This window comes from Enterococcus sp. RIT-PI-f (genome assembly GCF_001297065.1).
In the GTDB taxonomy this organism is placed as follows: Bacteria; Bacillota; Bacilli; order Lactobacillales; family Enterococcaceae; genus Enterococcus_D.
In genome coordinates this window covers 1-22,810 of sequence record NZ_LHOX01000017.1, presented here as the reverse complement: position 1 = coordinate 22,810, position 22,810 = coordinate 1, and the positions used below count along the sequence as shown (strand labels likewise).

Annotated in this window: 23 protein-coding genes and 2 pseudogenes; 24 read left to right on the top strand and 1 reads right to left on the bottom strand. The window is 34.5% G+C overall.

Annotation, left to right across the window (positions count from 1 at the left end; translation table 11 throughout):
- Positions 1 to 90 precede the first annotated feature (90 nt).
- From AEQ18_RS10050 to AEQ18_RS10030, 6 genes and pseudogenes are all read left to right on the top strand, one after another.
- Positions 91 to 792 (top strand): IS3 family transposase, encoded by a 702-nt coding sequence (locus tag AEQ18_RS10050; RefSeq protein ID WP_152911910.1) that lies wholly within the window; start codon positions 91 to 93, stop codon positions 790 to 792.
- Entirely contained in the window at positions 789 to 926 is a 138-nt protein-coding gene (locus tag AEQ18_RS16085; protein ID WP_082348648.1) for an IS3 family transposase, read from the top strand. The genes AEQ18_RS10050 and AEQ18_RS16085 overlap by 4 nt, the downstream gene beginning before the upstream one ends.
- A gap of 182 nt (positions 927 to 1,108) precedes the next feature.
- Positions 1,109 to 1,783: a zeta toxin family protein gene (locus AEQ18_RS10045; protein ID WP_054116412.1), complete on the top strand. Its 675-nt coding sequence runs from the start codon at positions 1,109 to 1,111 to the stop codon at positions 1,781 to 1,783.
- Entirely contained in the window at positions 1,776 to 1,943 is a 168-nt protein-coding gene (locus tag AEQ18_RS15765; RefSeq protein WP_002298811.1) for a hypothetical protein, read from the top strand. Before AEQ18_RS10045 ends, AEQ18_RS15765 begins: the two co-directional genes overlap by 8 nt.
- 77 nt (positions 1,944 to 2,020) lie before the next feature.
- Positions 2,021 to 3,052, top strand: a pseudogene (dcm, locus tag AEQ18_RS10035) (DNA (cytosine-5-)-methyltransferase).
- A complete protein-coding gene (locus AEQ18_RS10030; RefSeq protein WP_054116209.1) occupies positions 3,042 to 3,332 on the top strand; it encodes a hypothetical protein in 291 nt (96 codons plus the stop codon). The pseudogene dcm and the gene AEQ18_RS10030 overlap by 11 nt, the downstream one beginning before the upstream one ends.
- Here the strand turns inward: AEQ18_RS10030 and AEQ18_RS15960 are convergent.
- The gene (locus tag AEQ18_RS15960) at positions 3,319 to 3,474 is read right to left on the bottom strand and encodes a hypothetical protein (RefSeq protein ID WP_235505529.1); all 156 of its coding nucleotides are present in this window, start codon (positions 3,472 to 3,474) and stop codon (positions 3,319 to 3,321) included. The genes AEQ18_RS10030 and AEQ18_RS15960 overlap by 14 nt on opposite strands.
- Before the next feature lie 113 nt (positions 3,475 to 3,587).
- Between AEQ18_RS15960 and mobT the strand changes: the two genes are divergently transcribed.
- The 18 genes and pseudogenes from mobT to AEQ18_RS09945 form a co-directional block, all read left to right on the top strand.
- On the top strand, positions 3,588 to 4,772 hold the full coding sequence (gene mobT / locus AEQ18_RS10025) for a MobT family relaxase (protein ID WP_054116208.1): 1,185 nt from the start codon (positions 3,588 to 3,590) through the stop codon (positions 4,770 to 4,772).
- Entirely contained in the window at positions 4,769 to 4,906 is a 138-nt protein-coding gene (locus AEQ18_RS15455) for a DUF3789 domain-containing protein (protein WP_152911909.1), read from the top strand. Before mobT ends, AEQ18_RS15455 begins: the two co-directional genes overlap by 4 nt.
- 4 nt (positions 4,907 to 4,910) lie before the next feature.
- Entirely contained in the window at positions 4,911 to 5,132 is a 222-nt protein-coding gene (locus tag AEQ18_RS10020) for a hypothetical protein (protein ID WP_010708778.1), read from the top strand.
- A gap of 14 nt (positions 5,133 to 5,146) precedes the next feature.
- Complete coding sequence (locus tag AEQ18_RS10015; protein WP_054116207.1) at positions 5,147 to 5,650, top strand: antirestriction protein ArdA; 504 nt, start codon at positions 5,147 to 5,149, stop codon at positions 5,648 to 5,650.
- 140 nt (positions 5,651 to 5,790) lie between these two features.
- Positions 5,791 to 6,849: a dsDNA nuclease domain-containing protein gene (locus AEQ18_RS10010; RefSeq protein ID WP_054116206.1), complete on the top strand. Its 1,059-nt coding sequence runs from the start codon at positions 5,791 to 5,793 to the stop codon at positions 6,847 to 6,849.
- Positions 6,849 to 8,543: a hypothetical protein gene (locus AEQ18_RS10005; RefSeq protein WP_054116205.1), complete on the top strand. Its 1,695-nt coding sequence runs from the start codon at positions 6,849 to 6,851 to the stop codon at positions 8,541 to 8,543. The genes AEQ18_RS10010 and AEQ18_RS10005 overlap by 1 nt, the downstream gene beginning before the upstream one ends.
- Positions 8,544 to 8,594: 51 nt before the next feature.
- Positions 8,595 to 8,984 carry a conjugal transfer protein gene (locus tag AEQ18_RS10000; protein WP_054116204.1) on the top strand — a complete coding sequence of 130 codons (390 nt, stop codon included), beginning with the start codon at positions 8,595 to 8,597 and terminating at the stop codon, positions 8,982 to 8,984.
- Positions 8,971 to 10,470 (top strand): annotated as a pseudogene (locus AEQ18_RS09995) (ATP-binding protein); the annotation flags it as partial. The gene AEQ18_RS10000 and the pseudogene AEQ18_RS09995, both read left to right, overlap by 14 nt.
- 441 nt (positions 10,471 to 10,911) lie before the next feature.
- The gene (locus AEQ18_RS09990) at positions 10,912 to 12,675 is read left to right on the top strand and encodes a sensor histidine kinase (RefSeq protein WP_054116203.1); all 1,764 of its coding nucleotides are present in this window, start codon (positions 10,912 to 10,914) and stop codon (positions 12,673 to 12,675) included.
- 2 nt (positions 12,676 to 12,677) lie between these two features.
- Positions 12,678 to 13,283: a response regulator transcription factor gene (locus tag AEQ18_RS09985; protein WP_054116202.1), complete on the top strand. Its 606-nt coding sequence runs from the start codon at positions 12,678 to 12,680 to the stop codon at positions 13,281 to 13,283.
- A gap of 107 nt (positions 13,284 to 13,390) precedes the next feature.
- Positions 13,391 to 14,350: an AvrD family protein gene (locus AEQ18_RS09980; protein ID WP_054116201.1), complete on the top strand. Its 960-nt coding sequence runs from the start codon at positions 13,391 to 13,393 to the stop codon at positions 14,348 to 14,350.
- Positions 14,343 to 15,116, top strand: a complete 774-nt coding sequence (locus AEQ18_RS09975; protein WP_054116200.1) for an AAA family ATPase — start codon at positions 14,343 to 14,345, stop codon at positions 15,114 to 15,116. The genes AEQ18_RS09980 and AEQ18_RS09975 overlap by 8 nt, the downstream gene beginning before the upstream one ends.
- A gap of 9 nt (positions 15,117 to 15,125) precedes the next feature.
- Positions 15,126 to 15,824: an ABC transporter ATP-binding protein gene (locus tag AEQ18_RS09970; RefSeq protein WP_054116199.1), complete on the top strand. Its 699-nt coding sequence runs from the start codon at positions 15,126 to 15,128 to the stop codon at positions 15,822 to 15,824.
- On the top strand, positions 15,821 to 18,094 hold the full coding sequence (locus AEQ18_RS09965) for an ABC transporter permease (RefSeq protein ID WP_054116198.1): 2,274 nt from the start codon (positions 15,821 to 15,823) through the stop codon (positions 18,092 to 18,094). The genes AEQ18_RS09970 and AEQ18_RS09965 overlap by 4 nt, the downstream gene beginning before the upstream one ends.
- A 265-nt stretch (positions 18,095 to 18,359) precedes the next feature.
- Complete coding sequence (locus tag AEQ18_RS09960) at positions 18,360 to 19,817, top strand: aminotransferase class I/II-fold pyridoxal phosphate-dependent enzyme (protein WP_054116197.1); 1,458 nt, start codon at positions 18,360 to 18,362, stop codon at positions 19,815 to 19,817.
- A gap of 19 nt (positions 19,818 to 19,836) precedes the next feature.
- Entirely contained in the window at positions 19,837 to 21,042 is a 1,206-nt protein-coding gene (locus AEQ18_RS09955; protein WP_054116196.1) for a class I SAM-dependent methyltransferase, read from the top strand.
- Positions 21,017 to 21,706: an ABC transporter ATP-binding protein gene (locus tag AEQ18_RS09950; protein WP_054116195.1), complete on the top strand. Its 690-nt coding sequence runs from the start codon at positions 21,017 to 21,019 to the stop codon at positions 21,704 to 21,706. The genes AEQ18_RS09955 and AEQ18_RS09950 overlap by 26 nt, the downstream gene beginning before the upstream one ends.
- On the top strand, positions 21,703 to 22,810 hold a 1,108-nt coding region (locus AEQ18_RS09945; RefSeq protein ID WP_235505527.1), incomplete at its 3' end, for an ABC transporter permease. The genes AEQ18_RS09950 and AEQ18_RS09945, both read left to right, overlap by 4 nt.

Here is a 22,810-nt window from a genome sequence, read left to right as displayed (position 1 = left end):
ACAGGTTGGACACCTGATGATTACAAAGTACAAGCCAAACGTATGAAAGAACCGGAAGAAGAAAATGAAATCCTAAAAAAGCTTTGAACGATTTTATGTCGCACACTTAAAGTTTCTCGTGCGTCCTACTATCGTTGGAAAGATCACGAGCCCACTGCTCGAGAGGTGGAGCATGCCGATGAAAAAAAGCGAATTATCCGTATTATCCATGAAGAAGGCGAAGGCACTTATGGTGCTATTCGGGTCCAACGGAAACCTAAGGAAGAATTAGGTTGTCTTGAGGATGAGCGAATCTGTAGCGTCAAACGGGTTCAAAAAATCATGCGGGAGCTAGGACTTGTCTCTTGTCACCGAAAAAAATGGAAACCCATCCCCTCGCAAAATAAAGTTGAAGAACGTCTCAATTTACTGGCCCAAGATTTTTCTACCACCAATCTGAACCAAAAATGGGTCACAGATATTACCTACATTGAAACAAAAAAAGATGATTGGTGTTACCTATCCACTATTCTTGATTTGCATTCGCGAAAGATTATTGGGTATTCTCTTGAAAAGAGCATGGATACTGAGCTAATTATCGATACGTTGAAAGATGTCGTTTTGAATCGGAAATTTACACCCGGAGAATTAATTCTCCACAGTGATTTGGGTTCACAGTACACTTCAAAACGTTACGAATCAGCCCTTGAAGCATTAACCATTACTTCAGTAAAAAAGGTTGCCCTTACGACAATGCAGGAATTGAATCGTTTCATGTTACTATCAAGAAAGAACGAATTTATCAATGATTGACCTACCGCTCATTCGAAGAGGCACAGCGTGACGTCTTCGATTATATCCATCGATTTTACAATCGAAAACGAATCCATAGTAGTGTATCCTATCTCACACCAGTTCAAATGGAGGAACGCACACTGGCGTCGTAAAGACCTATCACCACATATTTTTTTCAGCAGAATTCACGGGGAAGAACCTCCAGGGCTTCAATCAGCGGTCAAGCGGTTTTGGCTTGAGGGTTGATTGAAACTCTGGAACACTCCCGGAGTGGAATTTTTTGGAAAAACTCTCTGAAATTTCTGTCTCAGGTATTGAGTGTATTCCAATAAAAATGACAGAGGATTATTCTTTACAGTATGCTAAAGAGAATAAAAAGGTATTAATTTCTTCTATTACTGAAGGGAAAGAAATAGAGGAAGAAAAGACTGCCATTTTTATGGCTGGAAGTCCTGGTGCTGGAAAGACTGAGGCTGCACAAACTTTGATGGTATTGAATGATAATCTTTGTGTAATCGATGCTGATAAATTTCGTGAACTATTTCCAGGCTATGTCGGGAATAATTCAGATGAATTTCAACGAGGATCAGCACTTTTGGTAGATGCTGCTCTCGATTTAGTTCTTAAAAAGGGCTATAGTTTTATTCTGGATGGCACTTTTGCGACTTCTAAGGTAAATCAAAATATTGAACGGGCACTAAAAAAGAATTATAATGTGCTTGTCTATTATGTTTATCAAGATCCATTTATTGCTTGGGACTTTACTAAAAAACGAGAAGAAGTTGAAGGCCGTTTTGTTCCTAAAGAACGTTTTATCAATGCTTTTTTCCAATCAAGAAAAAATTTGTCGCGGGTGAAAAAACAATTTCAAGAGGAAGTAACTATCAATATCTTAGTGAAGGACTTTCAAAATACGATGTCTGATTTTCTAATGGATATTGATAATGTTGAGTTAGCATTGCCAATCAGTTATACAAAAGAAAGGTTGGAGGGAGAACTACATGACTGAAAAAGAAAAAGTTGAGGAAATCATGGAGAAGTATAACCGTAACTTCTCTACACTACAAAAGAATGCCTCTGCGAAAGAGCTGAAGACAGTCTTTAAATTTGTAGCAGATGAATCCAATCGAAAACAACGGGAATTGATTGGTTTGGATAAAGAAAAATAAATTTTAATTGAAATAATTTTAAGAGTCAAGAGCAAAAATGTTCTTGGCTTTTTTCTTTGCAATGAATGAGGTGAGTTGTGACATTTTTAGATTTATTCGCCGAGATGGGTGGCTTTCGTCTAGGCATGAAACAATCTGGTCACCAGCGTATCGACTTTTATGAAATTGATGAATTTGCTCGGCGGATTTCCGTGACAGGATCTTTCAATTTAGGGAAAGGGGCAAGGATTTTTCGATACTTGAGGTACTTCATTCTTTGAAATTGCTTGGCTCGTCGCTCCTCTCCAACCTAAGTTTCTATTCCTTGAGAACGTCCGGGATTGCTCAATCACGAAGGAGGGACTACGTTCGAGACAATCGTCCGAACGCTGGATGGATTGGGGTACGACATGGAGTGGCAGGTGCTTAACTCAAAGGCCTACGTTCCCCAAAGCCGCGAGCGGGTCTTCCTTATTGGACATTCTCGAGACGCATGTACCGAACAAGTATTTCCTATCATTGGATAGTCTGCAACATCTGACCAAAACATCAGAAACTTGTTAAATATTAATCCTTCTAATCGCGGGATGGGTGGCCAAGTTTATGGTCCAGATGGCGTTGCGCCGACTTTAACAGGCGATGAAGTCATCAAAATCGCCTTATCAGCAAAAGATGGCATATCGGTAGCTAGGTTGTTGCCAGGAAATTTTGAACAAGGAAATCGAGTCTATGATGTATCAAGAACGGCACCTACTTTGTCAACGAAGCAAGGTGGAACGAAGATTATGATTCGAAAAAATGAAACAGAATATCAAGAGATGAAGCCAGGGGACAGTGTGAACCTGGATTTTCCTAATTCCAAAAGTCGCCGAGGTCGTTTGGGAAAACAAATTGTTCATACCTTACTAACAGGAGATCAACAAGCGGTTGTCACGGATCAGTATCAAATTCTGAAGCTTACGCCACGAGAATGTTGGCGACTGCAAGGTTTTCCAGATTGGGCTTTTGATCGAGCCGTTCAAATCAATTCAGATAGTCAGTTGTATAAACAGGCCGGAAACTTTGTGACAGTTCCGGTCATTTTTGATATTGCCAAGAGATTGAAGGAGGTGGAAAAATGTGATTTATGATGAGTTGATTGGAGAAATTTATTGGGTGATTGACAAAATTCAGACAGATCCGGAACTGGAAGAAGAATTACGCCGTTTCAATTTTGATATTAGTAAAAATAGGGTGAAGGTTCCTGGTGATTCTTATTTAATGGCTGAGGGAATAGATACCCGAATTGATTTGAATCAAATTATCCGTGAATTGGAACGGATGGCGGACTTTGCGAAAGAACCGAATATCCGTCAAAACTTGTTTGAGATAAAAGCAGAATTAGAAATCGAGGGCGTTACCGATGAGTAACAGCCAAATAAACCAATTGATTGGCGCTGACCGCGGGGGATTTGCGAAGCAGAAATCCTCCGCGGTGCTGTGCCTGTTCATGGACGGCGCCAGTCTGCCATGATGTCTTACCCCCCGTATCTAACAGGGGGTACAAAAACACAAAAAATAAGCAAACAACGATTAAGAATAGTTGTTGTCCCAAGGATAATAAGCAACTTGTATAGGTGTTAACTCATTTGAAAAAGTTGACACCTTGAATTTAGAGGTGAGAACTTGGCACAACGGAATTTGGATTATCGGCTATTAAAAGACCGACGCAACGAATATGGCGTTTCGCAAAATAAATTGGCTATGGCTCGTGGGCTTAGCCGCCCGTATCTAAATCAGATAGAAAACGGTGGCGTAACTGCTTCTGCAAAGACCATGAGAAAAATTTTTGACCAACTGGAAAGTTTCAATCCTAATTTGCCTTTGACGTTACTGTTTGACTATGTAAGGATTCGCTTTCCCACAACGGATGTGCGGAAAATTATTCAAGAGATTCTCCATTTGAAGTTTGATTATATGCTTCATGAAGATTACCCCTTTTACTCTTATCAAGAACAATACGTCATGGGAGATATTGTAGTGATGTTGTCTCATGAAGCGGATAAGGGAGTTCTTTTGGAATTGAAAGGGCGAGGTTGCCGGCAGTTTGAAACTTTTTTACTCGCTCAAAAACGCAGTTGGTACGATTTTTTTGAAGATTGTCTTAAAGCCGGAGGTGTGATGAAACGATTGGTTTTGGCAATTAATGATCAAGTAGGGCTAATAGATATTCCTGAATTAACGAAGAAATGTCAGAAAGAAGAATGTATCTCCTTGTTTCGTACCTTTAAAAGCTATCGTTCAGGGGAACTTTTGAAAGCTAATGAAAAAGATGGTATGGGTAATACCTTATATATTGGGAGTATCAAGAGTGAGGTTTATTTTTGCTTGTACGAAAAAGATTATGAGCAATATATCAAGTTAGGAATTCCTTTAGACCAGACTAAAACGAAAAATCGTTTTGAGATTCGACTGAAAAATGACCGTGCTTATCATGCGATTCAAGATTTGTTAAAAGGTCGCAGTATTGAGAGTACCACGTTTTCCATTATCAATCGGTATTTACGATTTGCGGATAAGGTGGAAGGGAGAAGAAGAAGTAACTGGCCTTTGAATGAACAATGGGGTCGGTTTATTGGACGAAATCGCAAGGAGATTCAATTAACTTCTGACCCTAAACCTTACACTATTGAGCGAACGTTGAATTGGTTAGGACTACAGGTAGCCCCTACATGGAAGATGGCAAAGGAACTGGATCGATTGAATCAAACCACTTACATTCAAGATATGGTGCAAAAAGTCCAATTGTCGGACCGGCATAAAAAGATTTTGGAGCAACAAAGTATGGCAGTTGAAAACTTAATTATATGAAAAGAGGGATCTTGATGGGAATTATAAAAGATATTTTATTGGTATTTGGTGGCAGTATGTTTGGGGTTACCGTGATGTGCCTGATGCATGCAAGTGCAGCGGAGGGACGAGCAATGGAAAAGAAAGGAAAGTGACAAGATGAATTTCGGACAAAATTTGTATCAATGGTTTTTGACAAATGCGCAATCCTTAGTCTTACTGGCGATTGTGGTCATTGGTTTATTTTTAGGATTTAAGAGGGAGTTCTCCAAACTGATTGGCTTCTTGGTGATTGCTTTAATCGCTGTAGGATTGGTCTTTAATGCTGCAGGCGTAAAAGATGTCTTGCTTAATTTATTCAATCGGATTGTTGGTGCTTAAGAAAGGAGTCTACCATGGAACAGATGCGAATCTATATAGCAAATTTGGGTAAGTATAACGAAGACGAATTAGTTGGTGCTTGGTTTACACCACCTGTTGATTTTGATGAGGTTAAAGAACAAATTGGGTTGAACGATGACTATGAGGAATATGCGATTCATGATTATGAGTTGCCCTTTGAGATTGATGAGTATACGTCAATTGAAGAGATTAATCGATTGTGTGACTCAGCGAAGGAATTAGAAGAAACGCCGATTGGTGAAGTTGCTTCAAAAATTCAACATGCCTTCTTCAATTCGTTTGAGGAAATGGTGGAGCGTGTGGATGATATTATTTATTATCCCGATTGTAGTGATATGAGTGATGTAGCGTATTACTTGATTGAGGAAACAGGCGCTTTAGGTGAAGTTCCTACTCATTTACAAAATTATACTGACTATGAGGCATTTGGTCGGGACTTAGAGATTGAGGAAGATTTCCTTGTTACAATTTGCGGAATTTTTGAATATATTGGATGATATTATTAAGCTTCATCATTGATTAATAAATATCCAAAACGACTAATCGAAGGTGTTTATCACACTTTCAATATATCTACTATAGTAAAACTTCTCGACAAGGTGTTATAATAAGAGTAGCATTTTTAGGAGGTTTAACGATGGTAATTGATGATGCATATTCACTTTATGAAGCAGATGTTTCTGGATCCAGATCAAAAAATCGGTTTTCTTATGAGATTTATTGGGGAATTGACAGGTTTTTAAGAGAGCTAATGAATTCCGATGATTTCACTATGGTCTTTGATTACGTCTGTGATGTAGAAATTCATCATCGTGATAGACTTGAGTTTTTTCAAGTGAAGTCAAAAAAAGATGCTGGATCATATACAGTTAGGGCTTTAACAAAAAAAGAGCCTTTGAAACAGCATTCCATTATCGGGACTCTATATAAATTGCGACATACCGAAATAGAAAATAATATGCCAAAGTCTAAACTAGCTATAGTTTCCAATCTTCATTTAGGAGTACCTGATAATTTAAGGATACCTAACTCAGAATTAACGCTTGAAACAATTGAAGAAAAGAATAGAAGTATCTTTTTATCAACAATCAGTGCTGAATTTCCTGACGAGGAAATTGATTTATCAGATGTATTCTTTATAAATAGTGATCTTGGAATTTCAACAGTCAGAGAAACTATGGTAGGACGTGTTGAGTCTTTTTTTGTTCAACTTTATAGTGAATATCCGGTTAAGCCTGGGGCGTTACTAACTCTCTTAATACAAGAGGCTTTGGAAAAGGCAAACTATGAGTTTCCGGTAAATTCTCGCATAGAGGCAGTGAAGAAAAAAGGTTTTACTTCAGAGCGATTTAAACTTATTTTGGGCCGTTATGCAGAACAGTCTGTTTCAATAATGGAACAATGTAAAAAATATATACAGGAAGCTGAAAATAATCTTGGTAAACGCCTTAAATACATGACGGTATTACCGGATGTAATATCTCGTCTTAAAATGGATTTTCATTGGCAAGAGCTTGAAGGGAAAATTAGAGATGATATTTTTGAGCAGTCAGATAAACTTGAGTCTGCTCAAATTTTCGAACTTGTTAGACAATATATTGTTATATCGTCTGTTACATTTCCATTAGAGTTTTCACTAGAAGAGATAGAATTATTATGTTTGATAGTTATGATTAAAGTGGAGGAGAGTTTATAATGTCAAAGAAGTTGATAGTAAATAATGTGTATCTATTTTCAACGGCAACTCAAAAAGCTAAAAAAGTATCCTTCACATCTGGTATAAATATTGTTACTTCGGATCAAGAAGATGGAAATAAAAAAGGCAAATCATTAATTCTGAAAAGTGTCTATTATGCATTAGGTGCAGATGTATATTTTGATGATAACCTGAAAAAAGATACAGTTACTTTTGTAGTTGATTTTACAATCGATGATACAAGATATACCATTTTACGTTTGGGGCGTTTCTTTAAGTTATTTGATGCAGAACATAACTTATTAGTTGGTACAGATAAGAGAGACGAGCTGTCTGAAGTATTGTATCCATTGTTTGGGTTTTCTGTCTATCTTCCGTCGAGAAAAGAAAATGATAACAAATTGATTATCGCTCCACCAGCATTTGCATATATGCTAAGTTTTACGGATCAAGATCATATGGACGGAAGTAAGCTCGGCTCATTCACTGGCTTAGGCCAGTTTATCAACTTCAAAGAACCACTATTATATACTCATTTTGGGCTGTTTAATAAAGACTATTTTGACTTGAAACTAAAACAGGACAATTTGAATGAAAAGCTTAAGTTGAGTGAACAAGAACTGACAACTATTGCAAATATGCTTAAGAAAATCGAGCAAGAAATCCCTGAAGCAATCCCTGAAGATGTTGAGTCACTGCGGAAAGAATTAGATCGTCAAGAAAGTGAGTATCGTGCTATCTATTCTGACTTGCAGAAAACAAAGAATGAATTGTCTGATCTAAGGAGTAACTATGTGAAAATTACTAAAACATTAGAGGATGTTAGTATTAGAAAGAGGCATGAAGAAAAAGATGTTAAACAGGTACTTCATGAACATATATGTCCTTTATGTCGCCAAGATCTTGAAGATACACTTGATGTTAGAATAATCAAAAATATTAACATTGAAGATTTATCTCAGGTAAGTTTAGAGTTACAAAGTTTTATATCTTCAGCTAAGAGAAAAATTGAAGAAAAAGAAAGTGTTTATAAAGTCCATTTAAAAAGACTAAATAAATATAATAAAATTTTGAAAGGTACTAAGGAAAGTCAAAATGAAATTTTGAAGATTCAGGGCTATTCTGACCTAAAAACTAAGCTCGAAGGGGAATGGTCAGACGAAAATTCTAATCATAAAGAGCTAGTCGCTGAAGCTAAAGTTTTAACGAAAAAGTTAAAAGAATATTCGAAGAAAAAGAAAGGTGTAAATTCTTTCTACTTTAAGTCTATGAAACAAGATATTATCAAATTTGGTCTAGAAGAAGTACATGATAAATCTATTGAAAATATTAAAAATAGTGTAAAAGCTACAGGGAGTAATCAGCCAATCGTAACAGTTATTTGGTATATGAACCTGCTTAAACTGAAAAATGAATTTTTTCCTGAAGCCATAAAATTTCCACTGGTTATGGATAGTCCCAACCATGCTGAACTAGACGATCAGAAAAAGGAAACTCTTTTTGAGTATATCTTTGCAAATATTCCCTTAGATACTCAATGTATTATTTCAACATTAGGATTTAACAGAGAAGACTATGATACAGATTTGGATTTAAATTTAATCATTCTGGAAAATGAGAAGTATCAACTTATGAATACAGATGATTATCAAGATAATAAAGATTATCTTAATAAATTAATTGATAAGCAATAGTTGCAAGCCACCGCAAAATTAGCGGTGGTTTTTTGTGTAGGAGGCTAAACAATGAAAAAAATAAAAAGTTATGCCAGTATCTGGGCAGTTGAAAAAGTCATTTACGCAATCAATGACTTTCAGCTGCCTTTTCCTGTGACCTTCAACCAAATGGCTTGGTTCGTTCTATCTTTACTGTTTATCATCGTATTTGCTCAGGTGCCTCCACTATCTATGATAGAGGGGGCTTTTTTTAAATACTTAGGAATACCAGTGGTGGTTACTTGGTTTATGTCACAAAAGACCTTCGATGGCAAGAAACCATTGGGATTTTTACGATCTTTTATCAGTTATCACTTGCGGTTTAAGGTCACTTTTGCAGGAAAGAAAATCAAAGAACAGAAGAAACGATGGGATGAACCTATCACCTTAGTGAGGAGTTTGAACTATGTACCCGATTAAGTATATTGAAAATAATCTTGTCTTTAATCAAGAGGGAGAATGTTTTGCCTACTACGAACTAGTACCCTATAACTATTCCTTCTTATCTCCCGAACAGAAATATCAAGTGCCTGATAATTTTCGCCAATTTATTGCCCAAAATCGTGAAGGTAAGATCCATGCCTTACAAATTGCCACGGAAAGTAGCATCCGAGCTACGCAAGAGTGATCGAAAAAGGAAATTACAGGTCGGTTAAAAGAAGTAGCTGAACAACGAATTGATTTACAGACAGATGCTTTAGTATCTATGATTGGCGATAGTCAGATTGATTATCGCTTTTTTATTGGTTTCAAACTGATTGCCACAGATGAGGAAGTCAATCTGAAAAGTCTGAAAAAATCTTTTTTGTCTGGATTTCAAGAGTTTGTCTATGGTGTGAATCATAGTTTGATTGGTGATTTTGTTTCCTTATCCAATGAAGAAATTCACCGCTATTCTAAGCTTGAAAAATTAATGGAAAGTAAATTAGCTCGGAGATTTAAGGTCAGACGAGTAACACCGAGTGATTTCACATATTTTATTGAACATATCTATGGCGTAAGGGGTACACCATTTGAAGAGTACGAATTTCAGTTGCCAAAGAAAAAGCTGAAGTCGGAATCTTTGGTGAAACACTACAACTTATTAGGTCCCAGTCGTTGTTTGACTAAAGAAAAGCCTTGCTCCTTATGAAAGGAAGATGAAAATCATGAATCGGATGAAACGCATTTAGCAATCAATACGATTGTGGGGGAGATGGAGTTTCCTTCCTCAGAACTTTTTTATTACCAGCAACAACAATTTACTTTCTTCATCGACAAGAGTATGAATGTAGAAAGTGTAACTAATAAAAAAGTACTAGCTAACGTTCGTAATAAGAAAAAGAAATTAAAAGATTTAGACAACCATGCGTATCAATCTGTTAAAGAGACGAATGCCAATATTTTGAAAGCTTTGGAATCCATAGATGAACTAAAACGTCGTTGTGATGAAGTGTTCGATTTTTATGGTGATACCAATGTAAAACTAGTCCGTCCTTTTGGCGACCTGATGGGCTTACATGAATAATTCTTGCCCCCAATCAAATGCTATATGAATGACTATATCCAGTATGTTACTTCTGACTTTCTCGCTGGACTTGGTTTTGGAACTACCGAAATGCTAGGATAATTGGAGGGATTATAGCTTGGCTATAATGTAGAAACGGGACGCAATATATACCTGAAAACCGCATTGACCTCACAAGAGGTAAAAGGTTCAATTACCAATGATTTGGCAATTGCATTCTTTGGTTTACTCGGTGGGCAAGCTGAGATTTTTAATCTAAAAGGAGAGCGTGGTAGCTGGAAAGGAACCTTGCCAGAGACTGCGGATGAAATCAATATTCTCAACTTGACAAATCAGCCGGAAAATCAGGGCGTACTTGATCCTTATGTGAGTATGAAAAAAAAGGACTCTGACCCGATTTTCCTTTTTTAATCTTTAAAAAAGAAAAATGATATATTTTTTTTGTAAATATGATAATATTGGAGTGAAGGATTCTCCTGTTTTTCTTTGATTTTTAAATTTGTTGTCAAGTAACGAACAAATATATTCTATATAACTAATCTGATATTTATCAAATGAATTCTTAAGATGCAAAATGTTTCAACAATTCAATACGAATCTAATGATTATATTGAGTAAGTACACATGAGATTATACAAAAGCTTTCAAATTATTCTATTGACAACTCAAGTAATACAATCTAGGAAAGGGATGGAAGAGTATTTGAGCTAGCAAGTAGGGATAGACTAATGCTTGTCACTATATGCATGATGCATTGAATGTGCGATAGTGGCTAAATATTATTGAAATGTTTAGTTTATACATAATTGCTTGTATAGTTGATTCCATGGGAAATGATCAATGACAAAAGAATCAAATATTTGGCATAGTTCAAGTCTGATAATCATTCTAATATTCATTGTTATAAGTGTGTACTTTTTTGTGTTTTCTAATCAAACTACTTATTTGGGAATTCGTGCTCAAAAAAATGAAGATGACTGGATCGTTAAGAGAATCCATGGGGGAGGAGCTGCGTTAAACGAGGACATCGAGGTAGGGGATAAAGTTGTATTAATTGATAATGACTTAGCAGATGACAATCACATTTTAAATAAATGGTTAATTGTCGAACAAGCAAAAGAACTTCATTTAGAAAGAGATGGTAAATCAATCGTTATTCAGTTTGACGCTGATATTTTTTTTGAAAAAGCGTTTCTTATTCTTTATTCTGTAAGTGTTATTTTGATGATATTTTTGATTTACTTTTATCGTAAACAATTAGTGTCTCGAAAATCAAGAATTTTTTGTGTCTTTCTTGTTAACGTTATGTTTCTTATCTTAGCAATTTTTCCTTCAAGTATTGGCAATAGTTTTGGGAGATTAATTATTATTTCTGCGCTTTCATCATTTCCTATTTGTCTTCAAACGTACTTTGATGCTGAATATAGTAATCAATCGAATAAGAACCTAATTACCTTTTTAGGACTTTTTTTCACCTTGAACATTTCCTTAGCATTACTGGCGATACCTTTTAAACTTCCGTACTGGTTGTCCGAATATCTGGCGTTAGATATTTTTACTATTGTGTTATTAATTTTACTCGCTCAATTAGGATACCAATCTGTTAAAGGTTCAAAGAACATGAAAGAATATAAGACCAATATTCCATTGGTCAGTTTGATTAGTACATTGCCTTTAATTTTATTATATATATATCCAAGGGTATGGATAGCGCCATACTATTCAGTAGTTATTTTCTCATTATTACCTTTGCTCAGTATTTTTCATATGTTTACAATAAGGGGAGTAATTAAATTTCGTTATCGTGTGAGTAGAACAACTATTTATCTTTTATTTTCAGTATTTCTGTCAACTATCGCGTTCTTAGCAATATATCTGACAAATTATGTTCCACAGTCAATTATCTTAGGTTACTTATTGTTGTTGTTATACGCATTTTTTCCCTTACTTGAAGAAATTTTTGTTTTGCTCAGTCGGAGGAATATTGTCTCAGAGTCACTGAGTTTATTTATAGCAGTTGAAAATGAGAGAGAGAATATCTCAACTTTTATTCATGATAGTATCATTCAGGATACCATTCATACACTGAGAGAAATTGAACAGAATCCAACTGATATAATCGCAAAAAAAGAAATCATTCAGCATTTAGATGGTTTAATCTATCAGCTTCGAGAGTTGTGCTCAGATATCTATCCACTCTTACTTAAAGAAATTGGACTAGAGAGAACATTAAGCTCTTTGATTACCCAAACCCAACAAAAACATTCTGTGTTTATTCAGTTTGTTTTTGATAAATCCATACATACAGAGTCTGCTGAAATTAACAATTTTATATTAAGGTCAATAAGAGAATTAGTAAACAACAGTATTCTTCATGGAATGGCTACAGAAATAATTATTACTTGTTATTCTGACAACTCGTTTTTTTCTTTCGAAGTAATTGATAACGGTGTTTTTACAAAAACTAAAGTTGATATGGAGCTACATTTTGGGCTGAATATTATCAAAGAAAAACTACTTCTGTTAAGTGGTACATTGGAATATCAGGAAATGCCAACAATAATTCGTTTAAAGATACCAAAAGAAAAATTCGAGGAGACTTAATAATGAAGATAAACATCGTACTTTTAGATGATCATCAATTGGTACTTGAAGGTTTACGAAATTCCTTACAAAGAGAAAGCGCATTTGAGGTTGTCGGAGCATATAACAATGTAAAAGATTTTTTTCTTTGCCTAAAACATCAACCAATAGATGTGATTGTAATGGATATGATGTTAAAAGATTGTCATGCTTTTGATTTAATTCCTACAATCCAAAAAGAAATTACACAAGTACCTAAACTTTTACTTATTTCCGGTTTTTATGACGAGTTGATTCACCAACGGGCAATTGAGTTGGGGGTAAATGCTTTTTTAAGAAAAGAGGCTTCTTATGATGAATTGATTCATGCTGTCATGACAATCTCAAATGGAAACACCATCTTACCTGTACATTTACTCAAACGGGAGGAACAGCGTCTTTTAACGTCTATCGAAATCGAAGTATTGAATTTAGTAGCTAATGAAATGACGAACGAAAAAATTGCTAAGCAATTATATATTAGCCGACGTACCGTCGAAACACATGTAGCAACGATATGTAACAAATTGTCCGTCAATACCAGGATTGGTGCAGTTAGAGAAGGAATCAGGTTAAACTTAGTGAAATGAGGATTACCGCAAAAAAACATTCGGAAAATACCGATGTTTTTTTTTGCCCATTTTTTGATAATTAGAGTCAAGAAAAAGTGAATTATTAAAAGTAAGGGGAGGATTAAATGGTTGGTATTGATCAAATTTTAGGTAAAGCCAAAAATCGTTATTTTGGCTATGGTCACAAAGGAACAGTCTATCAAATAATAAGGTGTGAAATAACAGAAAAACCACCAAATTTTCACATTATTGGCAGAATCCAGCAAGAGAGTATTTGGTCGGAAAAATCAGGGGTTAATTTAACACCACATTTATCCACAGTAGATGGATTGATTTTTGCAATGTTAGCTGCAGAGATTTATCTTGAGAAGAATAATTCTACTGTTCCTGTCGAAACATTACTATTAACAAGTTTTGAGATTAAGTCGGCTACAACTCCAATTGAAAACATTGATCAAATCGTCATTTCAATAAAAAATTCTCTTATTGATCGGGTGAATAAATGTTACGCATTTTTAATCAATATTCAAGGAATGAAAATCAATATTAGTCTAAAAGAAAAAATACCTGTGGATTCAGCATCTAAAAAGAATAGCGATAAAAATTGTTATGTTTCCAATCATTTGAAACAGTCTTTTCACGATATATTGGATATTCAGTTAAATGAAAAGCTAGAAATTTTTGGACGAATAAACAGAACACCAATCAATAATCTCAACTTCTCAGGTATACAAAGTCAACATGAGGGGGCGCTTTCATTGATTGAATGGTTAATTGTTTTTTCTCAGTTATCACAAGTCGCTGCTTATCGTTTTGATATGGTAGATAGAAATGAAACAAATAATTTATGGATGAGGACAGTTAAAGCAGAAATTGTTGATCCCTATCTTCCAGAATCAGATCCATTGACGGTTCAAGGAAAAATAGATGAAGTAAAACTGATTACAATGCAAGCTGAAGAATGGAGAACATTTAAAATGTCTGGACATACAAATTGTCATAACATTAGGTTTATGGGCAAAGTAGCACATAAGTTACCTTACAAGGCACGTCAAACTATAACAGAAGGGAAAACATATGGATAGAGAAATAAGATTAGTTATTTCAGGAACTTATTCAACTGGTAAAACAACAACAGCTACCGCGTTGTCGATAGCAACTGGGATTCCTCTGATTAATGCTTTATCTGCAAGAGAGATATTGACAACTTTATATCCTAGCAGACGTTTCCAAGATATGTCAGCAACAGAACTGATGGCTCTCGGATTAAAAAGGATGGAGGAAAGAGTTCGAGCAGAATCAATCGCATATGGTGAAGGAAGAAGCTTTATTTCTGATGGTTCAGTATTGAATGAGTGGATTTATGGCACAGTAAGAATGAAAATCGGTATAAATCCTGGAGCAGCTATTGTTCACCAACTAGTCAAAGCTGTTTTGGGATTTCCATCACGCCGATTTTTCAGAAAATATATGACAGCATATGGACAGGTTGTAAATCTACACGCCAAAGAATGGTACACAGATGTTGCTCATCTTCCTATTGAATTTGAAATGGATTCAGATGGACATCGTCCTGTTTCAGAGCGGTATAGACAATTATCAGATCAACATTTAATTGATTCATTTCAAGCGATTCATTTAGAACCCTGTTTCATTACTGGGAATCAGGAAAGTAGAGTAATGCAAATTGTTGATCATTACCAACTACCGCTAGTTATGCCTATTAAAGAGGCGGTTTTATTAGCCGAATTGAGAATCAAAGAGAATCGAGAATCTGTGTCAAAGAAAATTATCGAACAATATAGTGAACCAACAGTAAAAGAGAAGATTAAGATTATGACAGAATTCTAGGAGAAAATGATGATTGAATTAAAAAATGTTAGTAAGTTTTATGGGGAGCAATCTCAAAAAATTATTGCGCTAAACAATGTGAGTGTAACAATAGAAAAAGGTGAATTTACGATAATTCTTGGACCGTCTGGATCAGGAAAAAGTACGCTATTAAATATATTAGGTGGGATGGATCAACCTAGCCAGGGTGCGTTATTAGTGGATGATAGAGAAATTAGCCAACTTTCTAAAGAGGAGTTATGCACATTTCGTCGGGAAACTGTTGGCTTTGTCTTCCAGTTCTATAATTTGATTCCCAGTTTGACCGCATTAGAGAATGTTGGGATTGCAGCACAGCTTACACATACTAAAATGAAGGCGGACTATTACTTAAATGAAGTTGGATTAAACCATCGAAAGTTCAACTTTCCAAGCCAATTATCTGGTGGTGAAATGCAAAGAGTTTCGATTGCACGAGCATTAGCGAAAGAGCCTCATTTATTGCTATGTGATGAGCCAACGGGTGCATTAGACTCTTACACAGGAAATAAGATTTTACTTTTGTTAAAGCAAGCTTCAGAAAAATTAGACAGAGCTGTTGTCATGGTTACACATAATGCAGAATTTGCCAAGATGGCAGATAAAGTGATTCGATTACACGATGGAAAAGTTGTGTCCGTTGTTAAGAATGATCCACCTCAAAGGCTGAAACAGGAGGGGGCAGTGTGAAATACTTAAATTTAAAGCTGTTGCGTGATCTTAGAAAAAATGGATTGCAGTTTTTTTCTGTTTTTTTGATGGCGTTTCTCAGCATATTAGTATTTGTAGGTTTACAGGGGGTTTGGGGAGGTCTGGATGTTAGTTTAACAAATTTTATATCAGAAAATGGTTTGGCAGACGCTTGGGTTTATAGCACTGGATTTAGTGATGCAGATATAAAGGCTTTTGAAAATATTTCAGGGGTACAGACTGTGTATGCAAAACATATTATTGATGTGAAAGATATTTCAAATAATGCTATGCAGCGCTCGCTCTCACTTAGTACTTATGATGAAAATTCACCTTCATCACCATATATTGTTCGTGGGAAAACATTTCATAAACAAGTTGGTGGAATATGGATAAACAAAGGATATGCAGAAGCAAACGATCTACAATTAAATCAAGAGCTACGTGTAATGTTAGGAAATAGAGAGGTGGTTTTGGTTGTTGAAGGATTTATTCTTTCAACAGATAAAATTTATTTCACAGGAACCCAAGAATTTATTGCACCTAATAATGAAGAGGTTGGTTATGGACTTATCTCACTAGCAACTTGGGAAGAAACTCTTGATTTGTCAGGTCTACCAGGTGTAATTGAAATCATTGGAGATAGCGAGGATGTCCGACTCAGTGCTGAGTCGATTATGGGAGAACGGCATGGAGGTTACTACAATCGGTCTACACTCAGTGAAGTATCAGAAGCGTTAGGAAGGGTGAATCAGATAAGAAATCTTTCTTATATGTTCTCATTTATATTTATTTTACTGGCTATTTTGGCAATGTACACAACAATAAAAAGACTTATTGAAACTCAAACGAAAGAAATTGCAGTTTTACAAGCCTTGGGATTTTCTAGTCAAAAGATTGGCTTCCATTATAGTAGTTTTGGCTTACTCGTTGGTGGAATTGGTATTACTTGCGGATTGGTGATTGCTCCCATGCTATCGAGTTTTGTGTTAGAAACACAAAAGAATATGTTGTCGTTGCCTCATTGGAAAATTTCATATAATTATTTTTCTCTGGTTATCTGTGGTCTTGTACTACTTGTCTGTGTATCATCAGCATTTTTAGCTTCACGTGAAGCTAGAATAAGTTTGCCTGTGCACTTTCTCAGAGGAACGAGTGAAAAAAAAGGTTCACGTACATTCCTTGAGCGGTCCGATTATATTTGGAGCAAGCTAAATTATGAAAATCGTTGGGGAATCAGAGATGCGGCAATAAATAAAATACGCATTTTAATGGGAATTATTGGGGTTGCTGGAGGCATGATGCTAATAACTGCGGGTTTGGGTATGCCAACATCAATCAATTATTTAGTTGAAAAAGCTTATACGCAAGATTTCACATACGAACAAAGGATTAACACAAGCAACTACCGGACCCTTAAAAGTGAGCTATTTGGGCAATGGATACAAACGATACCTAGTCGATTTTCACCAGATGATGGCTATAATCGCCTTTTGATGGTAATTGAAGAGGGGGAATTTATCCATATGCAAACAACCGATGGTGATTTAATTTCTGTTGGCGGTTTTTATGTAACTGAGGGTTTTGCTGAAAGAGCAAAAATTAAAAAAGGGGATACTGTTTCTGTCTATCCGGCCTTCCATGAACATTCCTTTACATTTGAAGTTACGGGAATTATTTCAAGTGAAACAAATCAAGGAGCATACATTTTTAAAGAGACTTGGGAAAAGGCAGGAGGAAGTTTCAAACCTCAAACACTATTAATAGATCGCTTGTTAGATTTCTCAGAGGTTGAAGAAAACACTGATATTGTTTCAACAATTTCAATTGCAGATCAAAAACAAAATGCCTATGATTTTGTGGAAAGCTTACAAGGTATTTTTTCGATGATTATTGCTTTTGCAATATTATTAGTTGTTGTCGTTTTATATAATTTAGGCACTTTAAATTTTGTTGAACGTATGCGGGACTATACGACATTGAATGTGCTAGGTATGACGAATAGGGAGTTAAGAAGAATCACAATGATCGAAAACATCTTCACAACCCTCATTGGCTGGTGCGTAGGTATTCCAGCAGGGAGTTGGTTTCTAACACAGTACGTTCAAACATTTTCAACTATTCATATTGATTATCAGCCATATATTTACCTACCTAATGTGTTGATTGCTACTTCTATTGTATGGATTTGCTCTTTAAGTACAACAATTTTTGTTAGTCAACGAATTAAAAAAATAGATTTGGTCGAGGCATTAAAAAATATTGATTAGTTTAAGGTTTTAATTTATATGGGGCAACCAGAAAAATTTGGAGGAATTGTATATGAAATTAAAAATTATGATCATAGCTGGGTTAGTTTTGATCGGAAAGTTTACTTTGCTAAGCAAAGAGAAGTGTTGGATTAAAGTTCAAAAGAGTGAGTAGTTATTATTAGCTGATTTTTTGAAGTGAAAAGTTCCTACTATATGTCAATTTTTCTAAGTATATAATTTACAGATATTAAAGATAGACGATGTATTTAAAGGGGATTTAACTATGAGAAAACAAATTATTACTATTATTTCTGATATTTCTGGCTATGAAAAAGAACAATTTGAAGAAGATTCTTATCTTGTAGCCGACTTGGGATTTGACTCTATTATGATGATGGATTTATATCAGACAATACGAAATACTGTGGGAGGTGTTAACTTAGAAGGTTTTTCGATTCAGAAGCTTAAAAGTGATATCACAGTAAATGAATTATTTAAACTCTTAGATTATGAAGTGAAAGAGCCTAGTAATAAGGTAATCAGCCTACTGAGTGATTTTGAGGAAATTAGAAATTTTTCAACTTATTATAAGCAGATGAAAGAAAAGGTGCCATATTTTAAACAAAATCAAAGTGTAGCTAAAAATGTAATTTCTATTGATGACAAAAAATATATAAACTATTCAACATATAATTATTTAGGATTAAACGGGCAATCGGATGTTGCAAGTAGCGCTAAACAAGCTATTGAACAATATGGAACTTCTGTTTCTGGAAGTAGGTTGCTTTGTGGTGAGATTAGCTTGCATGGCAAATTAGAAAAGAAAATTGCCTCATTTTTAGCAGTAGATGACGCTTTAGTACAAGTAAGCGGTCATGGAACGAATATCAATGTCATTACAACAATTATGAGAAAAGGAGACCTAATTCTACACGATTCATTAGCGCATAATAGCATAGTACAAGGAGCAATATTTTCTGGAGCTAAAAGGAAACCATTTAAGCATAATGACATGAAAAGCCTTGAAAAAGAGTTGTCAATGCTAAGAGGAAAATATAATAGAGTAATGATAGTTGTTGAAGGGATATATTCCATGGATGGTGATATATGCAATCTTCCAGAATTAATTAAAATAAAAAAGAAGTTTGATGCAATTTTAATGGTGGATGAAGCGCATTCGTTTGGAACAATTGGGGATCATGGTCGTGGAGTTGCTAGTTATTATGGTATATCTTCTGAAGAAATCGATATATTTATGGGGACACTGAGTAAATCAGCAAGTAGTTGTGGTGGCTACATAGCTGGAAGTCAAGATTTTATAGATTATTTAAGATATAACATGGGAGGATTTGTGTTTAGCTGTGGTATTAGTCCTGCGAATACTGCAGCAGCGTTAGAATCAATAAAAGTGTTTGAGAAGAGCCATGATCTCATAGAAAAACTAGCAAAAAATTCATTTGTTTTTTTAGAAGGTTGTAAAAAATTGGGTATTGACACAGGATTAAGTAAGGATACCCCAATTATTCCATGGATAATCGGAAATTCTTCTAAGACCCTTTTAGCGTATCAATTACTATACGAACAAGGAATTAATGTTATGCCGATTGTCTATCCAGCTGTAAAAGAAAACGAATCAAGGTTAAGGTTTTTCATGAGTACGGATCATACTGTAAATGAGATAAATCATACATTAAATGCTATAGATATAGTAAAAAAAAGACTGTGTATTGAAAATAAATAAGGCTTTCAGGAGATAACTAATGGAGATTACCCAAGAACAAATTGATAATTGTAATAAAAGACTAAAAAGTAAAAGATTTACTAGATTTTCGGCAGTATTAAAATTTTTGTCAAAGTATGACATAAATGGTCGCTATATGTTTGAATACGGATTATATGCAAGAATGAAAAATTTTATATGTATAGTGTGTATAAAAATTTACGAGAATGAGATTCTAGGATCAGAGATTGATCTGAGTTTACTGAAAGAAAACAGAATATATCATGCATATTTAGACTTGCTAAGAAATCTGGAGATGTTGGAGGAGAGTAGCGAAATTTATTCGAGAATTAAATTAAAAGAAATCTATGTAGGTAAAAATAGAAAGTTGAGTAGTATTTGGCAAGATTATCATTATGTAAAAGATTTATTAAGTCAACCGGAGTTATTCAAAACCCCTATTAGCAGATATATTAAATTTTTGATTAGATATATTATTGAATTGGAAAATATATCATTATTAAATAAAACAGAGGCCTCCCTATCAGATGACTTCTATTCAGATCTTGGAGAAGAAGCATTTTCACTTTTCAATTCAAAAAACTATGCTTTAGCACTTAAGGATTGCATATCACAAAGAATTTTAGATGTTGGTTGTGGAAACGGAAACTTTATAGACTATTTCATAATTAATAATAGATTTACAAATATTGTTGGTATTGAAAAACAAGAGATAGTCTGTGAGCACATTAAAAACAAATACAGTGAATTTCCCAATATTCGGATCATCCAAGGAGATGTGATGGACATTGAGTTGAATGAAAGATTTGATTTAGTGAATATGAGTTATATGCTATTTTATCTTTCTCACAAAGAACAAAAAGGTTTATTTGAAAAACTATATTATTTGCTAGATGATTCGGGACAAATAGTATTTTGTCAGTACTTTCCTCACATAGAGTCTATTCAAATTGAAATAGCAAAGCAATATTCTAATTGGAATTACGTTGATAAATATAAATTTTCGATAAGTCAAAATATTCTATATGCAGAAGTTTTATTAAATGAAAGTTTAATGGTTTTTAAAAATGCAGTAAGGTTTCCTGAATTTCTTTTACTTCTTTCAGAAACAGGCTTCTGTATTAGACAAATCTATCCTGCCGATAATAATTTTTATTCATTCTATTTTTGTCTATCAAAAAAAGGAAAGGGGGAATTGGATGATTCAAGTGGAAAGTCTGCATAAATTTTATGGTGAAGTTAAAGAAAATAATCATTCGGTTCTTAATGGGATTACTTGTGAGATTGATACAGGAAAATGGACAACAGTTGTTGGACCATCTGGATCAGGAAAAACAACTTTCTTAAAATGTCTTTCAGGAATTGAAAAAATTTCGTCAGGTGAGGTCATTTTTTTTGGTGAAAAATTATCACATTTAAGTGAGAAAGCCAATTTAGCAATTCGAAGAAAACAGTTGAGCTTTGTTTTTCAAGAATACAACTTAATCGATGATTTGAAGATCGTTGAAAATATTGCTTTTGAACATGTATTAACACCACAAATAGAAGGATTGATTCAAAAATGGGGTATTGAAGAAATCTTGTACAAGTTTCCAGCTGAATGTTCTGGCGGACAACAACAAAAAGCAGCTATCCTAAGAGCTTTATTAAAGGGGAGTAAAGTTATTTTCTGTGATGAGCCGACTGGCGCATTAGACACAAAATCTTCAATTGAAGTGGTAAAAACTTTCAAGGAAGTGGTAAGAGAAAATAATGTCACCATTGTAATGGTGACACATAACCCTTTAATTGAACAGCTTTCAGATTGCGTTATTACTTTGCACGATGGTACAATTAAAAGCTATTTTGTTAATGAAACACCAAAATCTGTGGAGGAAATTCCATGGTGAATACTAAGCAACGTAAAAGAATTATTCGTAGGATGAGAAAAAATGGTCCAAAACTTTTGGCCATTTTTATTTTAGTTACTATTACTACTAGTCTGTTTATAGGCTATTTTGTTGGAACTAGTAGTGTTCTTAGTTCACTTCACCAATTTAATAAAACCAACCGATTGGAGCAAGGATACTTTATTAGTGATCAGATCAATAACGATTTAAGAGTTGAGAAAATAGTCTACCGAGACATTGTAATAAATGATCAAACCCTACGTGTATTCAAAGAAACCACTCATTTAAATCAATATCAAGTAACAACTGGAGCAGATATTTCGTCTGATAAACAAATTTTGCTGGATAAAAATTATTTACAGGCAAATGGATGGTCTTTACATAATGAGATAGAACTAATGGGAGAACTTTTTGAAATTATTGGAACAGCAATTTCCCCTGATTATGTTATGACCAAAAAGAGTGAATTAGTTTTGCAGCCTAATCCCTTAGCTTTTGGTGTTGCTTATGTATCAGAAGAAGCGTTCAATAAATACTTTTTAAATGGGAGTACATCGTATTATGCTTATGGCTCAGATATTTCTTTGGAAGAAGTTGTCGATCAATTTTCCCCGCATTTTTTGCGAGACACATTAAATAATTCTCGCGTCCAACAAGTTCTAGGTGATGCCGAATCTCCACAGCAGCTTTCTATTTTGATAGTGAGTATTTTTTGTGTGATAACAATTATACTTATTCTAATTTATTTTCTAGAAGAAAAGAGAAAAGAAGAAAAGAATATATTAACTTTATCTTACTTAGGTTTTTCTAACAAGGAGATTGCTAACCATTATCTAACAGATATCTTGTTTATTGTAAATATAGCTTTATTAGTTGGAATTTGTTTAGGTCATCAAGCGATCCCTTATGTGATGGACATGAATCAGACAATATATAATTTCCCAATCCTAACTATTAATCGAGAGATGTATATTTTAGCAGTAGTGCTTAGCTTTCTTTTATTTAACATCTTTTGTTTCGTTATTATTAAAATATCTTTTGGAAGAAAGCTTTATCGAAAAACCAGTAAAAATTATTTCGCTATAACAATGCTTTCCTCTAAGA

Coding starts and splice junctions, on each gene's coding strand:
- AEQ18_RS10045 (WP_054116412.1), top strand. CDS start 1,109: ATGACAGAGGATTATTCTTTACAGTATGCTAAAGAGAATAAAAAGGTA.
- AEQ18_RS15765 (WP_002298811.1), top strand. CDS start 1,776: ATGACTGAAAAAGAAAAAGTTGAGGAAATCATGGAGAAGTATAACCGT.
- AEQ18_RS15455 (WP_152911909.1), top strand. CDS start 4,769: ATGAAAAGAGGGATCTTGATGGGAATTATAAAAGATATTTTATTGGTA.
- AEQ18_RS10020 (WP_010708778.1), top strand. CDS start 4,911: ATGAATTTCGGACAAAATTTGTATCAATGGTTTTTGACAAATGCGCAA.
- AEQ18_RS10015 (WP_054116207.1), top strand. CDS start 5,147: ATGGAACAGATGCGAATCTATATAGCAAATTTGGGTAAGTATAACGAA.
- AEQ18_RS10010 (WP_054116206.1), top strand. CDS start 5,791: ATGGTAATTGATGATGCATATTCACTTTATGAAGCAGATGTTTCTGGA.
- AEQ18_RS10005 (WP_054116205.1), top strand. CDS start 6,849: ATGTCAAAGAAGTTGATAGTAAATAATGTGTATCTATTTTCAACGGCA.
- AEQ18_RS10000 (WP_054116204.1), top strand. CDS start 8,595: ATGAAAAAAATAAAAAGTTATGCCAGTATCTGGGCAGTTGAAAAAGTC.
- AEQ18_RS09990 (WP_054116203.1), top strand. CDS start 10,912: ATGACAAAAGAATCAAATATTTGGCATAGTTCAAGTCTGATAATCATT.
- AEQ18_RS09985 (WP_054116202.1), top strand. CDS start 12,678: ATGAAGATAAACATCGTACTTTTAGATGATCATCAATTGGTACTTGAA.
- AEQ18_RS09980 (WP_054116201.1), top strand. CDS start 13,391: ATGGTTGGTATTGATCAAATTTTAGGTAAAGCCAAAAATCGTTATTTT.
- AEQ18_RS09975 (WP_054116200.1), top strand. CDS start 14,343: ATGGATAGAGAAATAAGATTAGTTATTTCAGGAACTTATTCAACTGGT.
- AEQ18_RS09970 (WP_054116199.1), top strand. CDS start 15,126: ATGATTGAATTAAAAAATGTTAGTAAGTTTTATGGGGAGCAATCTCAA.
- AEQ18_RS09960 (WP_054116197.1), top strand. CDS start 18,360: ATGAGAAAACAAATTATTACTATTATTTCTGATATTTCTGGCTATGAA.
- AEQ18_RS09955 (WP_054116196.1), top strand. CDS start 19,837: ATGGAGATTACCCAAGAACAAATTGATAATTGTAATAAAAGACTAAAA.
- AEQ18_RS09950 (WP_054116195.1), top strand. CDS start 21,017: ATGATTCAAGTGGAAAGTCTGCATAAATTTTATGGTGAAGTTAAAGAA.